This window comes from Psychromonas sp., assembly GCF_041586535.1.
Taxonomy (GTDB): domain Bacteria; phylum Pseudomonadota; class Gammaproteobacteria; order Enterobacterales; family Psychromonadaceae; genus Psychromonas.
Genome location: NZ_JBFGZY010000023.1, coordinates 1 through 24,097, shown reverse-complemented (window position 1 = coordinate 24,097; position 24,097 = coordinate 1). Strand labels below are relative to the sequence as shown.

The 24,097-nt window shown below is 40.2% G+C and carries 22 protein-coding genes; 9 read left to right on the top strand and 13 right to left on the bottom strand.

Annotated elements, in window-relative coordinates:
- Positions 1-85: 85 nt before the first annotated feature.
- The 3 genes from dnaG to rpsU form a co-directional block, all read right to left on the bottom strand.
- Positions 86-1,837 (bottom strand): DNA primase, encoded by a 1,752-nt coding sequence (gene dnaG / locus ABZA00_RS04390; RefSeq protein WP_372880924.1) that lies wholly within the window; start codon positions 1,835-1,837, stop codon positions 86-88.
- 192 nt (positions 1,838-2,029) lie between these two features.
- The gene (locus ABZA00_RS04385) at positions 2,030-2,473 is read right to left on the bottom strand and encodes a GatB/YqeY domain-containing protein (protein ID WP_372880923.1); all 444 of its coding nucleotides are present in this window, start codon (positions 2,471-2,473) and stop codon (positions 2,030-2,032) included.
- A 20-nt stretch (positions 2,474-2,493) separates the two neighbouring features.
- The gene (rpsU, locus tag ABZA00_RS04380; protein ID WP_011768738.1) at positions 2,494-2,709 is read right to left on the bottom strand and encodes a 30S ribosomal protein S21; all 216 of its coding nucleotides are present in this window, start codon (positions 2,707-2,709) and stop codon (positions 2,494-2,496) included.
- 540 nt (positions 2,710-3,249) lie between these two features.
- Between rpsU and tsaD the strand changes: the two genes are divergently transcribed.
- The gene (gene tsaD, locus ABZA00_RS04375) at positions 3,250-4,275 is read left to right on the top strand and encodes a tRNA (adenosine(37)-N6)-threonylcarbamoyltransferase complex transferase subunit TsaD (protein WP_372880922.1); all 1,026 of its coding nucleotides are present in this window, start codon (positions 3,250-3,252) and stop codon (positions 4,273-4,275) included.
- 40 nt (positions 4,276-4,315) lie between these two features.
- Here tsaD and hemB read toward each other — a convergent pair whose 3' ends face one another.
- The 8 genes from hemB to ubiE all read right to left on the bottom strand — a co-directional run bounded on the left by hemB (position 4,316) and on the right by ubiE (position 10,799).
- The gene (gene hemB, locus ABZA00_RS04370; protein ID WP_372880921.1) at positions 4,316-5,323 is read right to left on the bottom strand and encodes a porphobilinogen synthase; all 1,008 of its coding nucleotides are present in this window, start codon (positions 5,321-5,323) and stop codon (positions 4,316-4,318) included.
- A 12-nt stretch (positions 5,324-5,335) separates the two neighbouring features.
- Positions 5,336-6,130, bottom strand: coding sequence for a TatD family hydrolase (locus tag ABZA00_RS04365; protein ID WP_372880920.1), 795 nt, complete (start codon positions 6,128-6,130; stop codon positions 5,336-5,338).
- A gap of 6 nt (positions 6,131-6,136) precedes the next feature.
- Complete coding sequence (gene tatC, locus ABZA00_RS04360; RefSeq protein ID WP_372880919.1) at positions 6,137-6,913, bottom strand: twin-arginine translocase subunit TatC; 777 nt, start codon at positions 6,911-6,913, stop codon at positions 6,137-6,139.
- On the bottom strand, positions 6,910-7,320 hold the full coding sequence (tatB, locus tag ABZA00_RS04355; protein WP_372880918.1) for a Sec-independent protein translocase protein TatB: 411 nt from the start codon (positions 7,318-7,320) through the stop codon (positions 6,910-6,912). The genes tatC and tatB overlap by 4 nt, the downstream gene beginning before the upstream one ends.
- Before the next feature lie 25 nt (positions 7,321-7,345).
- The gene (tatA, locus tag ABZA00_RS04350; protein WP_372880917.1) at positions 7,346-7,606 is read right to left on the bottom strand and encodes a Sec-independent protein translocase subunit TatA; all 261 of its coding nucleotides are present in this window, start codon (positions 7,604-7,606) and stop codon (positions 7,346-7,348) included.
- Between the two features lie 61 nt (positions 7,607-7,667).
- Positions 7,668-9,308, bottom strand: coding sequence for a ubiquinone biosynthesis regulatory protein kinase UbiB (ubiB, locus tag ABZA00_RS04345; RefSeq protein WP_372880916.1), 1,641 nt, complete (start codon positions 9,306-9,308; stop codon positions 7,668-7,670).
- A 24-nt stretch (positions 9,309-9,332) separates the two neighbouring features.
- Positions 9,333-9,950: an SCP2 domain-containing protein gene (locus ABZA00_RS04340; RefSeq protein WP_372880915.1), complete on the bottom strand. Its 618-nt coding sequence runs from the start codon at positions 9,948-9,950 to the stop codon at positions 9,333-9,335.
- Between the two features lie 93 nt (positions 9,951-10,043).
- Positions 10,044-10,799, bottom strand: a complete 756-nt coding sequence (gene ubiE, locus ABZA00_RS04335) for a bifunctional demethylmenaquinone methyltransferase/2-methoxy-6-polyprenyl-1,4-benzoquinol methylase UbiE (protein WP_372880914.1) — start codon at positions 10,797-10,799, stop codon at positions 10,044-10,046.
- A 361-nt stretch (positions 10,800-11,160) separates the two neighbouring features.
- On the opposite strand from ubiE, the gene pgi reads away from it, so the two are divergent.
- A complete protein-coding gene (pgi, locus tag ABZA00_RS04330) occupies positions 11,161-12,813 on the top strand; it encodes a glucose-6-phosphate isomerase (protein WP_372880913.1) in 1,653 nt (550 codons plus the stop codon).
- 203 nt (positions 12,814-13,016) lie between these two features.
- Positions 13,017-14,018 carry an NAD-dependent epimerase gene (locus tag ABZA00_RS04325; RefSeq protein WP_372880912.1) on the top strand — a complete coding sequence of 334 codons (1,002 nt, stop codon included), beginning with the start codon at positions 13,017-13,019 and terminating at the stop codon, positions 14,016-14,018.
- Positions 14,019-14,202: 184 nt separating this feature from the next.
- On the opposite strand, the gene ABZA00_RS04320 is transcribed toward ABZA00_RS04325, so the two are convergent.
- Together ABZA00_RS04320 and ABZA00_RS04315 are read right to left on the bottom strand one after the other, a co-directional pair.
- Positions 14,203-16,242, bottom strand: coding sequence for an acyltransferase family protein (locus tag ABZA00_RS04320; protein WP_372880911.1), 2,040 nt, complete (start codon positions 16,240-16,242; stop codon positions 14,203-14,205).
- Between the two features lie 753 nt (positions 16,243-16,995).
- A complete protein-coding gene (locus tag ABZA00_RS04315) occupies positions 16,996-17,793 on the bottom strand; it encodes a glycosyltransferase family 32 protein (RefSeq protein ID WP_372880910.1) in 798 nt (265 codons plus the stop codon).
- A 192-nt stretch (positions 17,794-17,985) separates the two neighbouring features.
- On the opposite strand from ABZA00_RS04315, the gene ABZA00_RS04310 reads away from it, so the two are divergent.
- From ABZA00_RS04310 to ABZA00_RS04285, 6 genes are read left to right on the top strand one after another with little or no spacing between them, the layout of a single operon-like run.
- Positions 17,986-19,035, top strand: coding sequence for a glycosyltransferase family 9 protein (locus tag ABZA00_RS04310; protein WP_372880909.1), 1,050 nt, complete (start codon positions 17,986-17,988; stop codon positions 19,033-19,035).
- On the top strand, positions 19,013-19,993 hold the full coding sequence (locus ABZA00_RS04305) for a WavE lipopolysaccharide synthesis family protein (RefSeq protein WP_372880908.1): 981 nt from the start codon (positions 19,013-19,015) through the stop codon (positions 19,991-19,993). Before ABZA00_RS04310 ends, ABZA00_RS04305 begins: the two co-directional genes overlap by 23 nt.
- Positions 19,994-20,026: 33 nt before the next feature.
- Positions 20,027-20,398, top strand: a complete 372-nt coding sequence (locus ABZA00_RS04300; protein ID WP_372880907.1) for an HAD-IIIC family phosphatase — start codon at positions 20,027-20,029, stop codon at positions 20,396-20,398.
- The gene (locus tag ABZA00_RS04295; protein ID WP_372880906.1) at positions 20,398-21,984 is read left to right on the top strand and encodes a capsular biosynthesis protein; all 1,587 of its coding nucleotides are present in this window, start codon (positions 20,398-20,400) and stop codon (positions 21,982-21,984) included. Before ABZA00_RS04300 ends, ABZA00_RS04295 begins: the two co-directional genes overlap by 1 nt.
- Entirely contained in the window at positions 21,981-22,709 is a 729-nt protein-coding gene (locus tag ABZA00_RS04290; protein ID WP_372880905.1) for a glycosyltransferase family 2 protein, read from the top strand. The genes ABZA00_RS04295 and ABZA00_RS04290 overlap by 4 nt, the downstream gene beginning before the upstream one ends.
- 6 nt (positions 22,710-22,715) lie before the next feature.
- Positions 22,716-23,654 (top strand): WavE lipopolysaccharide synthesis family protein, encoded by a 939-nt coding sequence (locus ABZA00_RS04285; RefSeq protein ID WP_372880904.1) that lies wholly within the window; start codon positions 22,716-22,718, stop codon positions 23,652-23,654.
- Positions 23,655-24,097: the final 443 nt, after the last annotated feature.

The following is a 24,097-nucleotide window of genomic DNA, read 5'->3' as shown; positions in this document are numbered from 1 at the left end:
CAAAAATTGAGTGCAAATAAGGGATATAGCAAAAAAAAGTACAAGCGATCAAGTATACGCTAATTATGTAATTTTTTCTAGTTCATTAATTTTGTTTTTGTTCAATGAGCAATAAGGCAAGTTGCTGCGTTTCTGCGCTGCTTAAGGCCTGTCCTGAACGTGCTTTTTGTTTTAAAAATTCTATTCTATTAACAAGATGAAGATTAAGAAAATTTTCTAATGCATCCAGAAAAAAAGCTTCATAATTTTCTTCTTTTATATCATTCTGCCATACGGCTAATTTATTCAGCTGTTTGCCTTCCGGCTTGTCCCGGTAATGTTCGAGTAACTGTCCAGTAGTTATATGGGGGGTGATCCGGCAAATATCAAGTAATGAATTTAATAAACTTAATCCGGGTAAATTCATTTCTTTAAATTCAGGGAATTCCGGTAAACCATAAGCAATGCCGGGGTGTTGTAAAAGCACCGAAATAGCTAAACGCATTGGTGTTACTTTTTGTTTTTTATCACTTTTTGCAGCTGCTTTAGCTGTCGGCAGTAATTTATTAAGGCCTTCTTTTTCAATGCCTAATAAAGTGATCAGGCGCTCTTCCATCATCTGCCTGAATACGGTTTCGGGCAGTTTGTTAATTAATGGAATGGCTAACTGGGCTAATTTAGCCTTGCTGTCCGCAACGCTCATATCGACCTGGCTTAATAAGTGCTGAAAAAGAAAGTCTGATAACGGTAATGCCTGTTCAATCAGGTTTTCAAAGGCTTGTTTACCCTCTTTCTGCACATAACTGTCAGGATCTTCACCGTCAGCCAGGAACATGAAGCGTAATGTACGGCCATCCTGGATAAAGGGCAGGGCATTTTCCAATGCTCTCCATGCAGCGGCTTTACCCGCTTTATCACCATCAAAACAACAGATCACTTCACTAGTGCTGCGAAACAGTAATTGGATATGCTCCGGTGTTGTACTGGTCCCTAAAGAGGCTACTGCATAATCAATATTGAACTGGCCCAGAGCAACCACGTCCATATAGCCTTCAACTACTAAGATCCGCTTAATTTCTTTATAAGACTGCTTAACCTGATACAGGCCATACAGCTCTTTTCCTTTATGAAAAATGGGGGTTTCCGGGGAGTTAAGATACTTAGGCTCTCCTTCACCCAATACGCGTCCGCCAAAACCAATCACCCGGCCGCGGCGATCATGAATAGGAAACATAAGGCGATCGCGGAAACGATCATAACTGCCGCTTTTTTCTTTGGCGATTAACATGCCCGCTTCTATCAGCTGCTTTTCTAAAAAAGAAGAAACGGCAAAGCGTTTACGTACTTCATCCCAGCCATCCGGGGCATAACCTATCTTAAAATGTTTGACGGTTTCGCCGGACAATCCGCGGCCTTTAAGGTAGTCGATAACCTGTTTACTGTTTTTATCGGTACGCAGTTGCTGCTGATAGAACACCGCAATATCGGCCATTAATTGATAAAGATCTTTGCGATCCACGTAAGGGGCTGGCTGTGTTTTTCCGGATCCGCTCTCTTCTCGCGGCACCTCGAGAGACAATTGTTCGGCAAGGGTTTCGATCGCATCAACAAATTCAATGCCGTCATATTCCATGATAAAAGAGAGTACATTGCCGCTGGCACCGCAGTTAAAGCAGTGATAGAACTGTCTGTCTGCACTGACCGAAAATGATGAGTTATTATTGCCATTATGAAAAGGGCAGCAAGCGCGGTAGTCTTTGCCCTGTTTTTTGAGTTTTACACGGCTTTCAATAACATCGACAATATCTGTGCGAGCAATAAGATCGTCAATAAAATTTCTCGGGATACGTCCAGCCATCTTTTTTAACCATTCACTCTATCAATTAAAGAAAGTCATTTCTGTTGCTACTTATAGCAATTTTCCAGGCGATTAGCATGCCTGAATAGTGAAATAACAGTGCCTGTGCGGGCAAATTGTAATATCTGAAAATGAAAAAGCCCCACACTTACAAGTAAGCATGGGGCTTTTAATATCTTAACGAGTAACTGGTTAAGCTAAGCCGGCTTTGACAAGCGCGCTTACTTCACCCATGTCTGCTCGTCCTTTAATATCTTTTTGGAGCAATCCCATTACTTTCCCCATATCTTGCATGCCCTTTGCACCGGAAGATGCGATAGCTTGCTCGATTAAAGTTTTCACTTCATCAGAGGTTAGTGGTTGTGGAAGAAACTCTTGTAATATTTCAAGTTCTGCCTTTTCAACGTCAGCAAGATCTGCTCGATTCGCTTTTTCAAATTGGCTGATCGAATCTTTACGCTGCTTCACTGATTTAATGACAACAGCCGTAACTTCATCATCATTTAGTTCAACACGATTATCAATTTCAATTTGTTTAATTGCTGCCAATAACATTCGGATAGTGCCTAAACGGACTTTATCCTTTGCTCGCATGGCAATTTTTTGCTCTTCTTGTAATCTTGCTTTCAAAGACATACTTATTCCTTAACTAATAATTAGTAAAGGCGAACGCGACGAGCGTTTTCACGAGAAAGTTTTTTCAGGTGACGTTTAACTGCTGCTGCTTTAGCGCGTTTACGAACTGTAGTTGGTTTCTCGAAGAATTCACGCTTACGTGTTTCTGCTAAGATACCTGCTTTTTCGCAAGAGCGTTTAAAACGGCGAAGTGCTACGTCAAATGGTTCGTTTTCACGAAGTTTAATTACTGGCATGTGCCTATTACCTTTAGGGTTACGGTCGTATATTGACCAGTTCATTTAAAATGGTGCGAGATTTTAATCCTATTTGGGTACGAAAGTAAAGGATTAGTGCGGAATTTTTACTGAAAAAGCGTAAAAGATCCTTTAGATCTTCCATTCTAACTCAGATCAATAATGTTTTCCTGATAAGGGAGATAAAAAAGCACTAAGGAGATTATTTTTACGGTAAACTTAGGGGCTATTAATCTTTCGTGTACAAATTTTGTTCCGTCTAAAAGCGTTCTGAGCAAGGCGCGAGGAGCGAAGCATAGTTATTCTATGTAAACGACGAGCAACGCAGCTCAGGATGCTTTTAGATGAACCCGTAGGGCAGCATTTTTTCGCGCTTTCCACTGCGTTATCGCCAGCTTATGTAGATCAACTACACTACGCAGGCTCTGCCTTGTATAAAGCGCGAACAAATTGCTGCAAAAATGCACGCGAATGGTCAATAGACCCTAACATTTTTCAACAACAGTCTTTATTCACTTTTATGAAAGGAACATTTGTCATATGCGTATTTTGGGTATTGAAACTTCATGTGATGAAACAGGTATCGCCATTTATGATGATCAGCTCGGTTTGCTATCGCACCAGTTATACAGCCAGGTTGGATTACATGCTGATTATGGTGGCGTGGTTCCTGAGCTGGCATCGCGGGATCATGTACGTAAAACCATTCCGCTGATTAAAGAAGCGCTAGCCGCGGCTAACTGCAGCAAGGAGGATATTGATGGTATTGCTTATACCGCCGGACCGGGCCTTGTCGGGGCGTTGTTAGTCGGCGCTTGTATCGGACGAAGCCTTGCTTACGCGTGGGATATCCCCGCCATTGCGGTACACCATATGGAAGGGCACCTGCTGGCGCCAATGCTGGAGGAAAACCGTCCGGAGTTTCCGTTTTTGGCCTTGCTGGTATCTGGCGGCCATACGCTGATGGTTGAAGTTGATAATATTGGTGAATATAAAGTATTAGGTGAAAGTATTGACGATGCGGCAGGAGAAGCCTTTGATAAAACGGCAAAACTGCTTGGGTTAGATTATCCCGGCGGGCCGCGTCTGGCAAAATTAGCTGAGCAGGGAGTTGCCGAACGTTTTGTTTTTCCAAGACCGATGACTGCTAAACCCGGGCTGGATTTTAGTTTTAGCGGACTAAAAACATTCGCGGCAAATACTATTGCTCAGGAGGGGAATGATCAGCAAACTCAGGCGGACATCGCCTTAGCCTTTCAGGACGCGGTAATTGATACGGTTGCCATCAAATGTAAACGCGCCTTGAAACAAACCGGATTAAAGCGTTTGGTAGTGGCGGGCGGCGTCAGCGCAAACCAGTCTCTGCGCAGCCAGTTAGCGGTGTTAATGAAATCGCTCGGCGGAGAGGTTTTTTATCCGCGCAATGAATTTTGTACCGATAACGGGGCGATGATCGCCTATGCGGGAATGCAGCGTTTAAAAGCGGGGCATTTTCAGGATCTCGCGATTCAGGCCAAACCCCGTTGGCCTCTTGAGCAGCTGCTGAGCGTGAAAAGCGGCATCTGATAGAAATAATTCAAAGGAGCAAGTACAACTTGCTCCAGTTTTATCTGCTCTCTTTTAACCAGATAGCGACCTGTTTAGCAAAATAGGTGAGAATACCGTCTGCTCCGGCGCGTTTAAAGCACAATAAAGACTCTAAAACTGTTTCCCGCTCTTTTAACCAGCCATTGTCTATGGCCGCTTTGTGCATCGCATATTCGCCACTTACCTGGTAAGCAAAGGTCGGCACCTGCAGTTCTGTTTTAACCCGGCGGACAATATCCAAATACGGCATACCCGGTTTAACCATCACCATATCCGCACCTTCCTGAATATCCAGAGCAACCTCATGGATGGCTTCATCGCTGTTGGCCGGATCCATCTGGTAGGTGGATTTATTCGCCCCTTTTAAATTGCCTGCACTGCCGACGGCATCGCGAAACGGACCATAGTAGTTTGAGGCGTATTTGGCGCTGTAGGCCATGATCTGGGTATTAATATAGCCGGCATTTTCTAATGCCAAACGTATTGCACCGATCCGGCCATCCATCATATCCGACGGTGCGACAATATCAGCCCCGGCCTGTGCATGGGAAAGTGCCTGTTTAACCAGAACTTCTGTGGTGATGTCATTTAAGACATAACCGCTTTTATCAATAATACCGTCCTGTCCGTGGGTCGTAAAAGGATCCAGTGCGACATCAGTGATTACGCCTAGTTTCGGAAAGGCTTCTTTGACGGCTATTACCGCACGCTGCGCTAAACCATCAGGGTTATAAGCTTCTTCCGCCATCTCGGTTTTTATTTCTGCAGGGGTAACCGGAAACAGGGCAATTGCGGGGATGCCTAAAGCAACTAACTGTTGCGCTTCCGCGACTAACAGATCGATTGAAAGGCGTTCGATACCGGGCATAGAAGCGATAGCCTCGCGTTTATTTACACCTTCAATAATAAACATCGGATAGATAAGATCGTCAACAGAAAGCTGGTTTTCGGCAACCAGACGACGGGAAAAATCATGTTTACGGACACGACGCAAACGTCGCGCAGGGAAATGCTGAGAAATGGTCATGGGTAAATCCTGTTAAAGGGGCTGTTTGCCAATATTAAAAAAGGCCCGAGTGGTTTGCGTAGTTTGTTGTATAAACTGCTCAAGAGTTTGCTGACGCGCCTGCGCAATGGTTTGCGCGATATAGGGTAGATACTTGGGTTCATTGCGGCTTGATTTGGGTTTGGGGCGCATTGATCGAGGTAATAAATAGGGGGAGTCCGTCTCAATCATCAGGCGATTATCGGGAATTAATTTCACCAACTCTAACAAATGCGCACCGCGGCGTTCATCACAAATCCAGCCGGTAATGCCGATATGCAGATCAACTTCCAGACAGCGCTCCAGGTCAGCAAGATCACCGGTAAAACAGTGCAGAACAGCATTTGGCAGTTGCGTACGATAAGGTCTTAACAGTTCAATAAAGCGTTGGTTGGCATCGCGCTCATGCATAAAAACCGGTAATTGTAATTCAACGGCTAATTCCAGCTGTTGGACAAATGCATATTCCTGCTCAGCAGGCGTTGAATAATTGCGGTTAAAGTCGAGGCCGCACTCGCCGATTGCTTTAACCTGCGGGTTATTGGCCAGCTCTCTTAACCGATTTAAGCTGCTGTGAGTAAATGTTTTAGCATCATGGGGGTGAATGCCTGCAGTGGAAAATAACAAATCAGGAGCATCTTGTGCTAACTGCAATGCTGCTTCACTTTCACACAGGCTTGTGCCGGTGATGATCATATTGCAAAGACCTGCCAGTCTGGCGTTAGCAATAACCTCATGGATATCTTTGTGAAAGCGTTTATTCGTCAGGTTGACGCCAATATCAATCATCGCAGATCAGCTCTCTTGCCCGCTATTTTCCGGATCATTTTCAGGGCGTACATAAAAGCGGGAAAACAGTAACCCAAGCTCGAATAAAATCAGCATGGGTATTGCCAGTAATGTTTGTGAAATAACGTCCGGTGGGGTTAGTAACATACCCACTACAAATGCAATAACCACAATATAAGGGCGTTTTTGTTTGAGTTTTGCCGGTGTCGTCGCGCCTGTCCAGCACAGTACTAAGGTAGCAATAGGGATCTCAAAGGCTAAGCCAAATGCAAAAAACAGTTTTAAAACAAAATCTAAATAACTGCTGATATCGGTTGCGATAGTAACACCTTCCGGTGCTGTATTAGCAAAAAAGGAAAACACCAGTGGAAACACCACATAATATGAAAATGCCATGCCTAAATAAAAAAGCAATGCACTGCTAATTACCAGAGGAGCAATTAATTTGCGTTCGTGTTTGTATAAACCCGGCGCAATAAACGCCCAAAGCTGGTAGAGAATCGCCGGAATAGCAATAAAAATAGATAATACCATGGTGAGCTTAATCGGCGTGAAAAAAGGAGTTGCCACACCCGTCGCTATCATGCTCGCACCTTCCGGAAGTTGACTGGTTAGCGGGATCGCCAGGTATTGATATATATCATTAGCAAAATAGACCAGACTTAAAAAAACAACCATAACGATTGCAACAACACGTAATATACGGTCCCGAAGTTCAATCAAGTGGCTAAATAATGGCAAGCTATGCTGGTTGCCTGCTTCATTATTCTGGTTTGAACTCATTCTTTTTTGTCCTGTGTGAAGTGATTCTTGTTCTGGCTGTCGGTGATGTTTTGTTCCTGCTGTTTACTGTCATCGGGTTTTTCATTTAAGGATTGGTTAATATCATCAACCTCTTTTTTATAGGGGCGAGACAGTTGATCGGCGGTTTCTTTCATCTGATCAATAGATTGTTTTAGTTCGGGATCGAGATCGCTTAATCCTTTTTTACTTGCTTTGATCATATTCTCGTTGATTTCGTGCAGCTTTAACTCCTGGGCCACTTCTGTTTTAACCGAGTTTGCCATCTCTTTCACTGTTGTTACCCAATGCATGACACTGCGGATCGCACCGGGCAGACGTTCTGGCCCAAGTACCACTAAGCCGATCACCGAGATCACAACGAGTTCCCAAAAACCTATATCAAACATCTAACCTACACCTTTGAGTTGACGATTAAGCCTGATCTTTTTCTTTGTTCTTCGTTTTTGTATCCGGCTCGATTTTTTCACTCGAGTTTTGCTCTGATTTTAATGATTTCTCATTTTTATCCTCAACTTGCTCAGAAGGGTTTTGTTCATCTTCTTTTAATGCTTTTTTGAATCCTTTGATCGCGCCGCCTAAATCACCACCAATGCCGCGTAATTTTTTTGTGCCAAAAAGTAATACTACGATCACTGCGATGATAACTAACTGCCAAATACTGATGCCGCCCATATTTTTTCCTTATTTTTATACTCATGAATGTGTTATTTTGATTTATAGCTTACAGCAAACTTTATACCCTATTGCTATGGCGCCACGCAAGCAGCCAGGCAAAAATACTCGGGATGCCCGCTAACAATGCGACATTTTGATCTTCCTGCAGGTAAGCGAGAGCAGAGATGATGCTCAGGGTGATCCCGGCGGCAATATAAAAATGACCTTTATAATTACTTTGCTGCTGCCTGTTTAAAGACTCAGTCAATAAAGCCAGTTGCTTCTGCTGTGTCTTAGCCTGCGATAAATTGTAATAAATAAGCTCAGGCAATTCTGGTAACTTTTCAATCCAGAAAGGCGCTTTCTGGCGGATGGATTTGATTAATGTCTTGGGGCTAACCTGCTCTTTCATCCAGTTTTCTAAAAAAGGTTTTGCCGTATCCCAAAGATCCAGCTGCGGGTATAACTGCCGCCCCAAACCCTCCACATAAAGCAGTGTTTTCTGCAATAAAACCAGCTGCGGTTGAACTTTCATATTATAGCGGCGGGCTGTATTAAATAAGTTAATCAGCACCTGGGCAAAGGATATTTCTGAAAGTGGCTTTTCAAAAATAGGCTCGCATACCGCGCGGATGGCAAACTCAAACTCTTCCACGGGGGTATCTGCCGGTACCCAACCGGAATCTACGTGCAGTTGTGCAACCTGACGGTAATCACGATTGAAAAAGGCCAGAAAATTTTCAGCCAGGTAACGTTTATCTTCTTGGTTGAGCGTCCCGACGATACCGCAATCGATGCCGATCCAAAGGGGATCTTCCGGGTGCTCATAGGAAACAAAAACGTTACCCGGGTGCATATCCGCATGAAAAAAACTGTCACGGAAAACCTGGGTGAAAAAGGTTTCGACACCCCGTTCAGCCAGTAATTTAAGATCTGTTTTTTGTGCTTTTAAGGTATTAATATCGGATACCGGAATACCGTAGATTCTTTCCATAACCAATGCATTCTTAGTGCAGTAATCCGGATATATTTCAGGAACATAAAGCAGTTTGGAATTTAAAAAATTGCGCCTTAGCTGAATGGTATTCGCCCCTTCACGCATCAGATCTAATTCATCAATAATGGTTTTTTCATATTCCCGGATCACTTCAACAGGACGCAGACGCTCCGCTTCTTTTAAAAAACGCTGCATCAAAGAAGCCAACCACCTCATCAGTTGTAAATCTGCCTGGATGGTTTTTTCAATACCCGGCCGGGTGACCTTAACCACTACCGCTCTGCCATCTTCTTTTAAAGTCGCCGTGTGTACCTGGGCAATAGAGGCTGAAGCAAGGGCCACTTTATCAAAATCATCAAAGATACTATCTATCGGTTGTTCGAATGATTTTTCTATTTGCCGGATGGCCAGTTCACCGCAGAAGGGTGGCACATTATCTTGCAGGTAGGCAAGTTGGTCTGCGTAGATAGGCGGTAACAGATCGCGGCGGGTGGAGAGCATCTGACCGAGTTTAATATAAATGGGCCCGAGGGACTGTAAACTTAAGCGCAATCTTTCTGGTAAGTTTTTACCCTGATGTTGATTTTTGATCCAAAACAGTGCGCAGCGCATCAGACGATAAGTTAATGGAATATGTTCTTTAGGCAGCAGTTCAATCAGTCCATACTCAATAACTGTTTTATTGATCTGGTAAAGGCGGGACAGTTCTTTTATTTTTATCATCGGATATTCCGCGTGGTTTTGTATTTAGGTGCGCTTATAATCGGGAAAACGTAATTGGATACGTTTTTCCAGTGCCTCAGTCTGCTTTTGGATATCGTTGACTTGCTCACAAAAGTACATAACCTCAAGTGCTCCCGGGGCTATTTTCAGCTCTTCGGTAATATATTCGCTGCTGTGTTTTTCAATTGTTTTGATCCGCAAAGAGAGGTTTTGGCGGCATTGTTTGAGCTGATAACAAAGTTTATGTGCCAGGACATCGCCGACGTAGGAGGAGAGGTGCTCCTCCCAGTCAATATCCATCTCTGTAATTAAAGATGCAAAGCGTTGCACGGTGTTGATATCACCTTCGACTTCGAGCTGTTCTGTTTTAATTAAATGGGTTAGTTGATGGTTATTTTGCAGCTCTTTTAAGGCGGAGAGGTTCAAACGAATAAAACAATCCGTTTGCCCTTCATATTTCGACAAAATATCAATCTGCTGTGTGCTGATAACAAAATAGAGGGGTTTATTCAGTTCTTTTAAGAGCACCCCGATAACGGTGCCGTTAAGCTGCTTGCGTCTTTGTAGTGCGCTTGAGTCGAGTTGCTGTAATTTATTAACAGTGGTTTCAAGCAAACCGCAGACCAGGTTATCTAAGGGCATAATATTCTCTATTTTTAGAGCGGATGTTAACAAATAAAAGCAGGGCAGCGCCACTTTCCTGACGCCGCTTGGTGATCTGCATCGACCATTTATTTAATATTTATAACCGCGATGCAGGGCAACAATACCGGCACTGAGATTAAAGTATTCCGTGCCCTCAAAACCTACATTATCCATCATCTCTTTCAGGGTATTTTGGCAAGGGTGCATGCGAATACTTTCTGCAAGATACTGATAACTTTCACTGTCGTTAGCAATTAACTTACCCAGTTTAGGCAGGATATTAAAGGAGTAGAAATCATAAAACTTGCTCACAGGTTTATAAAGTGGTTTGGAAAATTCCAGCACCAATAAACGCCCGCCGGGTTTTAATACCCGGAAAATAGAGGCGAGCGCTTTATCTTTATCGGTAACATTACGCAAACCAAATGCGATAGTTACTAAATCAAAATGGTTGTCAGGAAAAGGTAGCTCTTCGGCGTTCGCCTGAACGTAGCTGACATTGCCAACAATGCCCATGTCGCGCAGCTTACTGCGACCCACTTTAAGCATGGAATCGTTAATATCGGCTAGGGTCACTTGTCCTGTCTGACCTACGATACGGGAGAATTTAGCAGTCAGATCACCTGTTCCTCCCGCCAGATCCAATACTTTTTGTCCTTTGCGCACTCCCGAACAGTCAACCGTAAAGCGCTTCCAAACACGATGAATTCCCATGGATAAAACATCGTTCATAATATCGTATTTAGCCGCTACGGAATGAAAAACATCGGCAACGAGATCTGCTTTTTTATCTTCTTGTACGGTTTTAAAGCCAAAGTGAGTGGTATTTTCTGCTTTGCTGCTCATGCTGTTCCCTTTATCGAGTGATAAAATCTATGCCTAACGGGCTTAGGCCAGATATAAAATCAGAGCAAAGATAATACCTGAATTTGTCAAAAATGGGATCTTTATTGTGAATTGTCTCTCTTCTGCAGAGATAATATAGGCACGATTAATGATAAGCTTATCCATTGTTACTGCCTGGCGCATTTCGTCATTATTAGGATTTGTAGATGTTTTGTTGCTGTTTCAGCTGTTTTTTTTATAAATAACGTTTACCAATTGAAATTGCACCTTTAATATAGATTCATATCAGTATTTGAAGTACCTTTTTATAGTTAAATAAACCGATTCTTGCTTTTTAAACAATAACTTTTGGAAATTACCTATGCTAAAAAATATCAACCCAACGCAAACCGCTGCATGGTCTGAATTACAGGCTCTATTTGATAAAAATCAAAACATCGAGTTAGCTGCACTTTTTGCCAATAATCCGGATCGTTTTAAGCAGTTTTCCTGCCAGTTTAAGGATGATCTATTAATCGATTTCTCTAAAAACTTTATTACTGAAGAAATCTTCGGAAAATTAATCGAACTTGCTGAGCAAGTTGATCTGCAGGGGGCAATTAAAGCGCAATTCTCCGGTGAAAAAATCAATGTGACTGAAGGCCGTGCAGTATTGCATAGCGCGCTACGTAACCGCAGTAATACACCGGTGATGGTTGATGGCAAAGATGTTATGCCAAAGGTTAATAAAGTGCTGGCGCAGATGAAAGAATTCTGTGCAAAAGTACATTCCGGTGAGTGGAAAGGTTACACCGGCAAACGTATCACCGATATCGTTAATATCGGTATCGGCGGTTCAGATCTTGGTCCTTATATGGCCACTGAAGCACTGACTCCTTATAAAGTTGAAGGCATTGAAAGTCACTTTGTATCTAATGTTGACGGCACTCATATTGTTGAAACCTTAGCCAAAGTTGATCCGGAAACAACGCTGTTTTTAGTGGCGTCTAAAACATTTACCACACAAGAAACCATGACCAATGCCAATAGTGCGCGCGAGTGGTTCTTAAACTTCGCGCAGGATGAAGCGCATGTTGCTAAACACTTTGCGGCATTATCAACGAATGCCCAGCTGGTGACTGAGTTTGGTATCGATATTGAAAATATGTTCGAATTCTGGGATTGGGTTGGCGGCCGTTACTCAATGTGGTCGGCAATCGGTTTATCAATCGCCTTAACCATCGGCTTTGATAACTTTGAAGAGTTGCTTACCGGTGCGCATGAAATGGATAAGCATTTCGCAGAAACTGATTTTGCAGAAAATATTCCGGTTATCCTGGCGGTGATCGGTGTTTGGTATAACAATTTCTATGGCGCAGAGTCGGAAACCATCCTGCCTTACGATCAATATATGCATCGTTTCCCTGCCTTCTTCCAGCAGGGTAATATGGAATCAAATGGTAAATGTGTGGATCGCAATGGTGCGCCTGTTGATTACCAGACGGGTCCAATTATCTGGGGCGAGCCGGGTACAAACGGGCAACATGCTTTCTACCAGCTGATTCACCAGGGCACAAAACTGATTCCATGTGATTTCATTGCTCCGGCTGTAAGCCATAATCCGGCGGGCGATCATCATCCTAAGCTGCTTTCTAACTTCTTTGCGCAAACAGAAGCATTAGCATTTGGTAAAAGCAAAGAGCAGGTTGAAGCAGAGTTTAGTGCTGCTGGTAAAACAGCAGAAGAAGTGGCTGACTTAGTACCTTTTAAAGTATTTACTGGTAACAAACCAACAAACTCCATTTTGGTTAAGAAAATTACACCGAAAACATTAGGTCAGCTGGTCGCTATGTATGAGCAAAAAATCTTTGTTCAGGGCGTGATTTGGAACATCTTCAGCTTTGACCAGTGGGGCGTTGAATTAGGCAAGCAACTTGCCGGTCAAATCTTACCTGAGTTAGCTGGTAATCAGACGGTAACAACCCATGATTGCTCTACTAATGGTCTGATTAACGCTTGGAAAGCCTGGAAATAGTTAAAAACTGCTCCGCATAAAAACACAAGCAGCCTGATTGTTAATAGCTGGCTGTTAAAAAATCCCCATCTCTGTTTACAGGTTGGGGATTTTTTTGATCTGAATAACACTGTGCAGGTTAATTGCTGCTTCTGTCTTTTAGATGTTGGAAATAGGATCTATACTCTGTTTTTGGGACGTGATCAAAGGACAGGTAAGTTATTATGAAATATCTAGTTACAGGTGCGGCAGGCTTCATCGGCAGTGCGGTTGTTGAGCGATTAACAGCTGTTGGCCATCAGGTTATCGGGATCGATAATATCAATGATTATTATGATACCGCACTAAAAGAGGCGCGTTTAAATAGAATTGCTCATCCTTTGTTTACCTTTATCAAAATGGACTTGGCAGATCGTCAGACAATGCCTGCATTGTTTGAAACTCAGCAATTTGACCGTGTTATTCATCTGGCAGCACAGGCGGGAGTGCGTTATTCCATTGATAACCCCTTAGCCTATGCGGATAGCAATTTAATCGGACATCTGAATATTTTAGAGGGCTGCCGTCATACAAAAGTGAGTCACCTCGTTTATGCCTCATCCAGCTCTGTTTACGGCTTAAACAGCAAAGTGCCATTTTCTACAAGTGATGCGGTTGACCATCCTATCTCTTTGTATGCCGCTACTAAAAAGTCTAATGAATTAATGGCTCATACTTATTCTCATCTCTATGATTTACCAACTACGGGTTTACGCTTTTTTACAGTGTACGGGCCATGGGGACGCCCTGATATGGCGTTATTCAAGTTCACTCAGAAAATTATTAATGGTGAGGCGATTGATGTTTATAACCACGGTGATATGCGTCGTGATTTTACCTATATTGATGATATTGTTGAGGGCGTGATACGTATTCAAGATGTTATTCCGGCAAAAAACAAAAACTGGTCACCAGAGACTGGCACGCCCGCCACAAGCTCCGCACCTTATTCTATCTACAATATTGGTAATGGCAGTCCGGTCAAACTGCTTGATTTTATCGATGCATTAGAAGATGCCTTGGGAACTGAAGTGAAGAAAAACTTTATGCCAATGCAGGCGGGTGATGTTTACCAAACCTTTGCAGATACCAAAGATCTCTTTGAAGCGATTGCTTACCAACCGGAAATGAGCGTAAAACAGGGTGTGGCGGAGTTTGTCCGATGGTATAAAAATTTTTATCAATAAGGGAATGGCGTAAAAAAGCGCTTTCCGAATTTATTTCCAATTCTTTGGGCCAGATATTCATTGTAAGTCGCAAGGTATTAGCGCATGGATTAAGCGTGCTTGCTAATACCTTACTTAAACTTAAAAATAACCCATTGCAACTTGAACATCTTATTATTGTTTAAAAGTCGCGCATGGCGTTAGGTTATATAAGTTTTAACCTATCAATCAACAGGTGCAATTTATTTTCTTTCAAGCTTATTCGATAAATTTCTCTGGCTCCTTCAGAGTTCAGGTGATTGTTATCGTGGTAGAGTGGAATCCCATTAATTTTACTGACACATTTGCCATTTCTACAAAGCTCATCAGTGATGGGGATAAGTATTACCTCCGGGTATTTTGCAGCAACCTCTTTGAGTAAGTGATTGGCAAACCCCTGCCTTGAAGCCATATCCTGCTCTTCAATATCACAGTTAGTATCTACCAGCCAGAGGTAGGAGGCTTTTTTTACCCAGCAATTACTTGGTTTAAATGGGTAAGATGGTGTCTGCCCAAATAATACAGGTGTAACCCCATTTTTTATAAGAAAAGTGATTGTTCTCTCTAGTCCTTCTTTCAGTGCTCGACGACTATTTTCTCTGCTTTCAGAATAATCTGACGCATCACCTAAGAATACTCTACTGCCTTTCTCGCCTTGTGCACGTGTTGTTTCTGTGTACATGGCCCATCGCCCCGCTAAAAATACAATAGAGGCACCGGAATTTTTAATTACACCTGATAGTTGATCATTGTGTTGACTACAGGGCGTTTCCGGCTTTCCGTGCTTGATAAGATCTGTGCCTAATAGTGGAGGGCACCCACCCAGGCCTCCAAAAAGTGATGAGAAGCCAAATTGGTTTCCCAGTTCATCAACATAACTTCTAAAATGTCCTGCGTGAGAATCCCCCCAGATAAAGGTTTTTATCTGGGTCTTGTTAGCCGGAGAGGCATCCCCGATCAGAAATGGCTCAAATGGTGGGTATGCATCAATTTGTGGCTGGCTTAGTTTTTCATGGTCAAAAGTCATGTTTGAGTATTGGTAAAGGGTGAGGGCTTCATTGGAAAAACGCTGTGGGTAGCCATCATGCTTGGCTATACTTTTTGCAACAACAACGGAAATTGTAATTGGAAGAAAAAAGTAAAAAAGGTATACCCAGCGTTTTTTTAAACGGATAAAGCGTAGTGGGTTTTCAAATAGGCGCCATGAAAGAATAGAAAGAACGAGCGTTATGAAGCTGCAAATGAGTGCATCTCTGATCGTAAATGAATTCGAGCTATAACGGTAAAAAGCCAGTACAGGCCAATGCCATAAGTATAGAGAATATGATAAGCGACCCAGGAGAACAAAAGTAAAATGGCTTAAAAATCGTGAAGTGAAGGTTGCCTTGGATTCACCGGACAGGATAATCGCGGCGGTCGCAGCAGATACAATAAAAGCATTAAAACCAGGAAATACACTATTCCCATTAAGATAAATAGTGAAAAAAATGATAATGGCAACACCAGTCAAACCACTCAATTGATAAACTGAAGGCTTAAAAGAAATATTTTTCTCTCTTTTATAGAAGAATAGAATTGCCAGCAGAGCGCCGGTTAAAAGCTCAAACCCACGGCTTTGGATAAAGTAGTAGCCTGCTTCTGGTATTTTATGAGATAAATATTCTGAGTAGACAACCAAGCTTATCAAAGTAGCCGCTATTAAACTAACAAACAAACGTTTAGGTATGTATTTTGCGGCTAAAATAAGCATTGCAGGCCAGATAAAATAAAACTGCTCTTCGATAGATAAAGACCATGTATGCAATAATGGTAACGTTTCTGAAGTTGGAGCAAAGTAACCTGATTGCTTTTCAAAATAGATGTTAGCAATAAAACTGCTGGCATAACGTAAACTATCAGCAAAGCTAACAAAATCATTAGGCGTATAGAGCAGATAAGCACAGATGAAGCTAGTAAAGGAAACCAAATAAAATAAAGGAAGAATACGCTTGATACGTTTTACATAAAAAAGGTTAAATGAGAAAGTATTTGCAATTATCTGCGGATATATGACTGATGTAATTATATAACCCGAGATAACAAAAAACAGGTCTACACCAAGAAAACCACCCGGTATCCAATCTTCATTCATATGGAAAATGATAACGACTAAAACTGCGAATGCTCTTAAACCATCTATATCTGCTCTGTAATTGATATTACTCATTATTTACTCTAAATTGCTTATTGATTTTAAATTTTGAATCCCTCTGTAATCAATACGTCGGGCAGTTTTGGAAAACGTGAGATAGGAACTATGGACTGGAATTGTGAAAATAGGTTTTCTGACATCAAATCAACACAGAAACCTGCCCATGGAAACCATACTAAAAAATTTCAACCTCAATGTTCGGCGTTAAAAAGCATCTGAGAAGTTTTATGCTTTCTTTATTTGCTGTTGTGGTGATTTTTTTAAGGCTAAATAACGCTTAAGAATATTATCCGCTATAACTATATGAATGAAAAGAAGTTTTTACTCTGATCTCGTAGGTGTTTTGTTTGCTCGGCGAAGCCAGCAAGCCTGATTGCTTGCAAGAAAACAGTATCGGCCCGACCGGGGGGAAGGTCATCCGAATGGTAAGGGCGTCAGTGGCCGGCGGTGAGATCTGAAGGGGCGGATAGTAGAGCACCATATAGTTTACAAAACGAACGCCAGAGCTGACTAAAAATCGTTCAGGCAAGGCCCAAATGGTCGCATGTTGCGTTAAATTTTTTCGATTTAGGCCCACTAGATCTTCAAAAATTTGCCTTACCTGCGACCATTTGGGCTCTCGCCGGTGCTGTTTTTTTAAACTATATGGCGCCCTAGGTGCCGCTCCTAAGAACCGTACGTGCAACCTTCACTTCTCATTTTTCATGCCTTGACGTGGTTTAATAGATTGGATATAAGATTATTTGATGTATTAACGTCAGTTATGCATTAATGCTCTGTATGATCTTTACCTTTCAAAAGATTAGATGGTTTTTTGTGTGTCCATTTAGATCCAGGTTTATCAAGGTATTGAAAGTGTTCATTGGTAAATGAACCTTGAATACAAGTTTCTCGGTGGCTGCGGGTAATTGGATTTTTGCCTTTTAAAACCTCATTAATAACACCCGGCCCGGTCATGCCGTAAACACCGATGTCAGTTCTTCGTTGTTGGATGTTTTTTACCACCAGTGCGATAGCTTCAGCGAAATCAGGGTTATCAGGTGCGGTTGCTAAAAAATAATTGGTGTAATGGGTATTGTTCTTAATTTTTATATAAACAGCCGGATCATCTTTTTTCAAAATGCAGCCTAATGGCCAGACAAAGTTTGCATCAATGTCTAAATAAACACCACCTTCATTGTACAGGACAATAAGTCGCCATAAATCAGCTTGTGCTGCACCATCATTCAATAGGCGGTAGTTATTATAGATTTCATCTGAGGTATTATTTTTAATATATTCTAAGCGCTCTTCTGTACTAACATAACGATATTCATAACTTAAAGACATTAGACGGTTAAACAGATAATTTAAATAAACAGGCAGTGTTGAACGATTGGAATAATTAGTTTGCCAGATAATTCTAGGAATTTTGCTCTGTTTTTTTGTCGTTATTTTTGCTTTGGAATAAAACGGAATCGCAAAGCGTTTTTTAGGGAAAATCATGTGGAATGGGTACGCTAATATTTTGCAAATATTGCCAATAATTTTACTTAAGCGGTTAGTGATAAATATTAATGCGTTCATTATTTTCTCTTTTAATAGTTATTTCAGTGAACTTTAACAAACAATAAATATAAAGTCTCTTATTTAACGAGGCAAGTTATAGCATTTAAACTCAACTACTTGCCGATATTCATTAATATCAAAAAATAATTAATTACAGTAAAATCAGCTGTCACTGTATTAATTCAAAAAAGATCGAAGGGGTTGTTGGTTATGTTCAAAGTGCTTGTAGTTCGGAATGATAAAATTGGTGATTTCATGTTGGCATGGCCAAGTTTTGCTATGTTAAAAAATTCAATGCCCGATGCTCAAATTGACGCATTAGTACCTGCTTACACCAAAGCGTTAGCTGAACTATGTCCATGGATTGATAACGTGATTGTTGATGATGCTGATAAGTCACAACAAACTAGACTAATTAATGAAATCAGAAACGAACATTATAATGCTTATATTTGTCTTTTTTCGACGACCAGAAATGCACAATTAGGGCGTAAAGCCAAAATACCTTATCGTCTTGCTCCTGCGACTAAATGGGCACAGTTTCTCTTTACCGATCGTTTAAAGCAGCGCCGTTCTCAATCGGCAAAACCCGAGTCTGAATATAATCTTGATCTTATTCGCCACTTTTTGCAAACAAAGAGTATCTCTCCAGTTGAAATCGCTGCACCTTTTTTAAGAGTTGATTTGCAAGTTAAACACGATATAAGAGCGTCACTTCTTGAAAAATTATCAGCCCCCGTCAATAAACTGTGTTTTATTCATGCAGGTAGTGGTGGCAGCGCAAATAATTTATCAATAGTGCAATATGCACAACTTATTAATTTATTAAATGAACGTGTTACTGGTATAGGCTTTATATTAACCGCAGGGCCAGGAGAAGAGGCGCAAGCAAGGCAATTGCAAGCATTGTTGAACCAAACAGTACCCAGTTATCTTTATCAATCGACAAAAGGGCTGATCTCTTTTTGCCAAACTATTAGTTGCGCAGATCTGTTCATTGCGGGTTCAACGGGGCCACTACATATTGCAGGGGCGGCTGATGTGCCGACTATCGGTTTTTTTCCTGCTAAACGTAGTGCCACACCATTACGTTGGAAGCCTTTAAATAGTGGAGGGAGGCATATTGCTTTTATCCCAGAATCGAATGATAAGAGTCAAGAAAATATGCAGTCGATTGATATTGAAAAAGTGGCTTTGTCGGTGTACAACTTTTTATTAAAACAAGTGGAAAAAACAAATGAAAAAACAAGTAAAGCCTAGTGATATCACATTTGTTCTTCAAGGGCCTGTAATTAAAGATATTACTATCTTATCTATACAAAAAATTAAAATATTATTTCCTGGTAGTCAAATAATACTTTCTACATGGGAAAATTCACAACTATCAGGAATAGTTGTTGATAAATGTATTTTAACTGCAGATCCCGGCACTACGATAGATGCATTTGATAAAAATAACCAACCTTATTTTGTAAATATAAATCGACAAATATTATCGACATTTCAGGGAATAAAGTCTGTAACAACTAAATATTGTGTAAAAATGCGAACAGATAATTATTTAGAAAAAAATAGCCTGCTGGAATGGTTATTTATGTTTGAAGCGCGTGATAAACGTTTTTCTATTTTTAATAATCGTATTGTATCGTCTAATTATTTTGCTAAAGAATTTGCTAAAGGGGTGCGTATTCCTTATTTCATTTCTGATTTTTTCCAATTTGGAGAAACAAGCGATTTATTGACATTATGGGATATTGGATTTTATGAAGCATACTCATTTAACGAGAAAATAAAAAATAAAATGCAACATAAATATTACCCTCATAGGCTACTGCATGTAGAGCAAGAATTATGGCTAAAATTATTAAATAAATTTGAGCATATTGAATTACATGATGAATATGGTACAAAACAAGATATTGAAAAGTCATATCAGTACATGATTAATAATATTATTATTGTTGATGGTGATTTGCTAGGCTTGGTAGTGCCAGATAGATTGAAGGAAGTAAATTATTCCCCATATTACTTCTATAGTTTTGAACGTTGGAAATGGCTCTATGAAAAAACTTTCAAGATCGATCTTAAAGTCAATTTAGGTTTTAAATTAAAGTGGTCTTTAGCGTATATTTATAATTTTTTAACTACAGGATATAGAGTAAAAGCAAGAAGTTATCTCTTTCATCGTAAAGATAGGCGTCAAGGCTATTCTAAATAATGATGAAACACTGCTTAAACTTTGAGAGAATCAATGAAAAAATTAGTTGTCGATTTAGATGGAACAATAACTCAAGCCAACACCTCTGATTATAGAAATGTATTACCGAGAGAAGATGTAATTGAGAGATTACGTGAATATAAAGCGCAAGGTTTTAGTATTACTGTCTCAACAGCGCGAAATATGCGTACTTATGAAGGTAATGTCGGAAAAATCAATATTCACACTTTACCGATTATTACGCAGTGGTTAGATAAACATTCAGTGCCTTATGATGAAATTTTGGTAGGTAAACCATGGTGTGGAAATGAAGGCTTTTATATTGATGATAAAGCTATTCGCCCGTCAGAATTCGCAACAATGTCTCTTACCGAAATAAATGAATTATTAGAAAAGGAAGGTTAATGTTCTTAATTATGTCGGCAGCCTATGTGGGAAAAGAGCTTGAATCTGAGTTTGGTAAAATTCCTCCTAGCTTTTTACCGCTAGGCAATCGTCGTTTATTTCAGCATCAAGTTGAATTGGCACCTGAAGGCGTTTCCGTTTACTTGTCCATACCTGAATCCTATGAAATTTCGTTAATTGATAAACGATGGTTAGAAAATAAATCGGTGACTATTATACAGTCTCCCGATAAATTAAGTTTGGGGGCATCGTTAGTTGCCTCGTTGAACCTAGCTGATCACTGTCTTGATTTACCGATGCATATTTTATTTGGTGATACCCTGTTTACAGAGCTACCTAGCGGTGATGATATTATTGGTATCTCGGAAGTACAAGATAGTTATAACTGGGCGGTGGTTACCAATGATGATGCGCGTTGGTTAGAAAATAGTGATAATCATTTAAACCCAGAAACAAATAGCGTTGTGAATGGTTATTTTAAGTTCAGTCAGCCCCGTCAGCTCATTAGGTATATAACGCAAACACACTGGCAATTTTTAGATGGACTGAATCGTTATCATTTGGGTATTGGTTTAGCTGCGATAAAAACGTCCAGTTGGCTTGATTTTGGCCATGTAAATACTTACTACCGATCAAAAGCTTGTTTTACTACACAGCGTGCTTTCAATGAGTTAGTTATTACCGATAAATGGATTGAAAAATCGAGCTGTAAAGATCAAAAAATCCGGGCTGAAGCAAATTGGTTTGAGCATTTACCTGCGCGACTGCGTGGTTACACACCACAATTTTTAGGCGGTAGTGAACATAAAAACAGTTTTGCTTACCGACTTGAATATTTACATCATACAGCGCTGAATGAGTTGTTTGTATTTGCAGATTTACCAACGATTATCTGGAAAAAAATCCTTAGTCATTGCCTGGAATTCATTAAAGACTGCATGAAATTCAGTGCTCCAAGTAATCAGCCTGTCAATGAATTGAATACATTATTTGGTGATAAAACCAAGCAAAGACTAGAAGAATACTGCTTGCAAAATAAACTGACTTTAGATAAAAAGTGGATCTTTAATGATGCATCTCCAGCATCATTAAATGACTTACTAACTAGTAGTGCTTTGCATTTACCTAAAGAAAGGCAAAACGCAAGTGTGCTGCATGGTGATTTTTGTTTTAGTAATATTCTTTATGATTTTCGCGCCGGGCGAATTAAGAGCATCGATCCTCGAGGGATAACCATCAATAATGAGTTAACTATTTATGGAGATACCCGTTATGATCTAGCAAAATTAAGCCACTCAGTCTTAGGTTTGTATGATTGGATAATAGCCGGCTATTTTGATGTTGAAATAAAGAATGAAAAAATCACATTTGAGCTATCTGGGGTTCGTCAGCATAAAGCAACTCAACAGTTTTTTATTGAGTTACTCGAGTCTCAGTTTTCTTTAACAGCCTTAAATGTATATGCAATGCAGATTCAGTTGTTCTTGTCTATGTTGCCTCTGCACAGTGATGATCTTAAACGTCAACAGGCATTATTTGCTAATGCTTTTCGTATCTATCAAATTTTAAAGAGATTAGAAAAATGATTGTTATCCCAATGGCAGGTCTGAGCTCTCGTTTTTTTAAAGCGGGTTATACTGAGCCTAAATATATGCTCAAAGCGCATGGTGAGACTTTATTTGCTCATGCTGTGAATAGTTTTAAAAATTATTTTAGTAAAGAAACCTTTCTGTTTATTGTACGTGATGTTTACCAAACAGCTGAGTTTGTAGATAAATCAGCTAAAAGTTTAGGTATTCAAAACTATATTATTAAAATCCTTAATGAAGATACTCGAGGACAGGCCGAGACGGTTGCATTAGGTTTACAGGGATTAGAATATCAAGGCGCGATTACTATATTCAATATTGATACTTTTCGGCCTGACTTTCAGTTTCCAGAAACAGAAATGTCGGGAGACGGTTATTTAGAAGTGTTTCAAGGAACGGGTGATAATTGGTCTTTTGCTAAGCCTATGAATGAAAATAGTACGCTTGTTTGCAAAACCGCAGAGAAAAACCCTATCTCTGACTTATGCTGTACGGGTTTATATCATTTCTCAGATATTAACGATTATCTGTCTATTTATAATGAGTACCTTAATAAGCCTCAAGCAGAATGGGAAAAAGGGGAGTTGTATGTCGCACCTCTTTATAACCTTTTAATCGCTAAAGGGGCTTTGGTGCATTACCACCTTATCGATCGAGATCAGGTTATATTCTGTGGCGTCCCTGCAGAGTATGATGATTTTTTGTCATATAAAGCAGAGTGAAAAGAGATGCAGAATATTATTAAAGATAGTGAGATCACTTTTGTGGTGCAAGGTCCAGTACAAAGCGGCAAAGGGCGAGATCAAATTGAATCTATCACTACCTTGTGTCTTAATAGTATTCGACGTTATTTTCCACAATCAAAAATTATTATTGCAACTTGGAAAGGCCAAGTTACAGATGGTCTAGATTATGACTTACTATTAGAGTTAGATGATCCGGGTAGTAATGATATTTCCGTTAACGGTGAGATAATCACACTTAATAATAATCGGCAGTTGCATAGCACTCATCAAGGCCTAAAGAAAGTAACAACAAAATACGCGGTTAAACTTAGAAGTGATAATTTACTTAAAGGTAGAGAGTTTGTTAGTGTTTTTGAGAAATATAGTGAATCTCCTCGAGAAGATAAATTTTCATTTCTGCAAAGCCGTATTGTGACAAGCAGCACTTTCTTTATTCAATCGCACTACGGTGCTCCAGTCTATTTCCATAAAAGTGATCTCTTTGATTTTGGTTTAACAGAAGACTTGTTAATGGTTTGGCCTGACAAAATGATCCCTCATTTACTCTTTAATCCGACTCCGGGTTATAAAAGCCGTTATCCTGCGACAGAGCAGTTTCTCTGCTTAAATTGGCTTTCTTCTTTAGTTAATAAAGAATTATTTATTGAAAATAAAAGTAATGATGATGCTGGGTTAGGCTGTGATTTTTGGAATCGATTTTTAGCCAATAATATTATTGCCGATAGTCCAGAAAATTTAGGTTTAGATGTCACTTCTCGGTTTTATAATCGGGGAAATTTGGCTTTAGAATATGACATTAAGGACTGGAAAAAGTTTTCAGGAATAAGTAAAACACAACTTGATCCTAAACGGCTAAAGCGTAGTTATAAAATGCTGGTAGGAAAGTTACTTAGAAATACGCTCGGTCTATTTTCTCGTTAGTTATTATCATAGATTCTAATCATCAGCAGTAGAAATACTGCCGATAATTTTTAATCGATATTCATTTTACATTTTGAGTTCTTAATAATCATCCAGACGAACACCTCATAATACTCTATTTTTCGAACGGTCAAAATAGTTGACCTAACTCAAATAATTGTATTGTGCATTTTCTATCTCCCTTAGGCTTTATCACCTTAGTCTGAGGCGATCTATAATCGCATATGGTCATATCGGTACTTAATATTACTCATTATTTACTCAAATTTATCAGTTTTGATGAAAAACACCGCCCTAAAGGACGGTGATGAAAATCATTTAATGCGGAGCATTAACATCACTTGGTTTTTAATTTTTGTTCACAAGCATCTTTAACCCACTCTGAAAAAGGAGTGTCTCCGCGAACGGCATGAATCCTATCTAACAGTTCACCAAAGCGTATT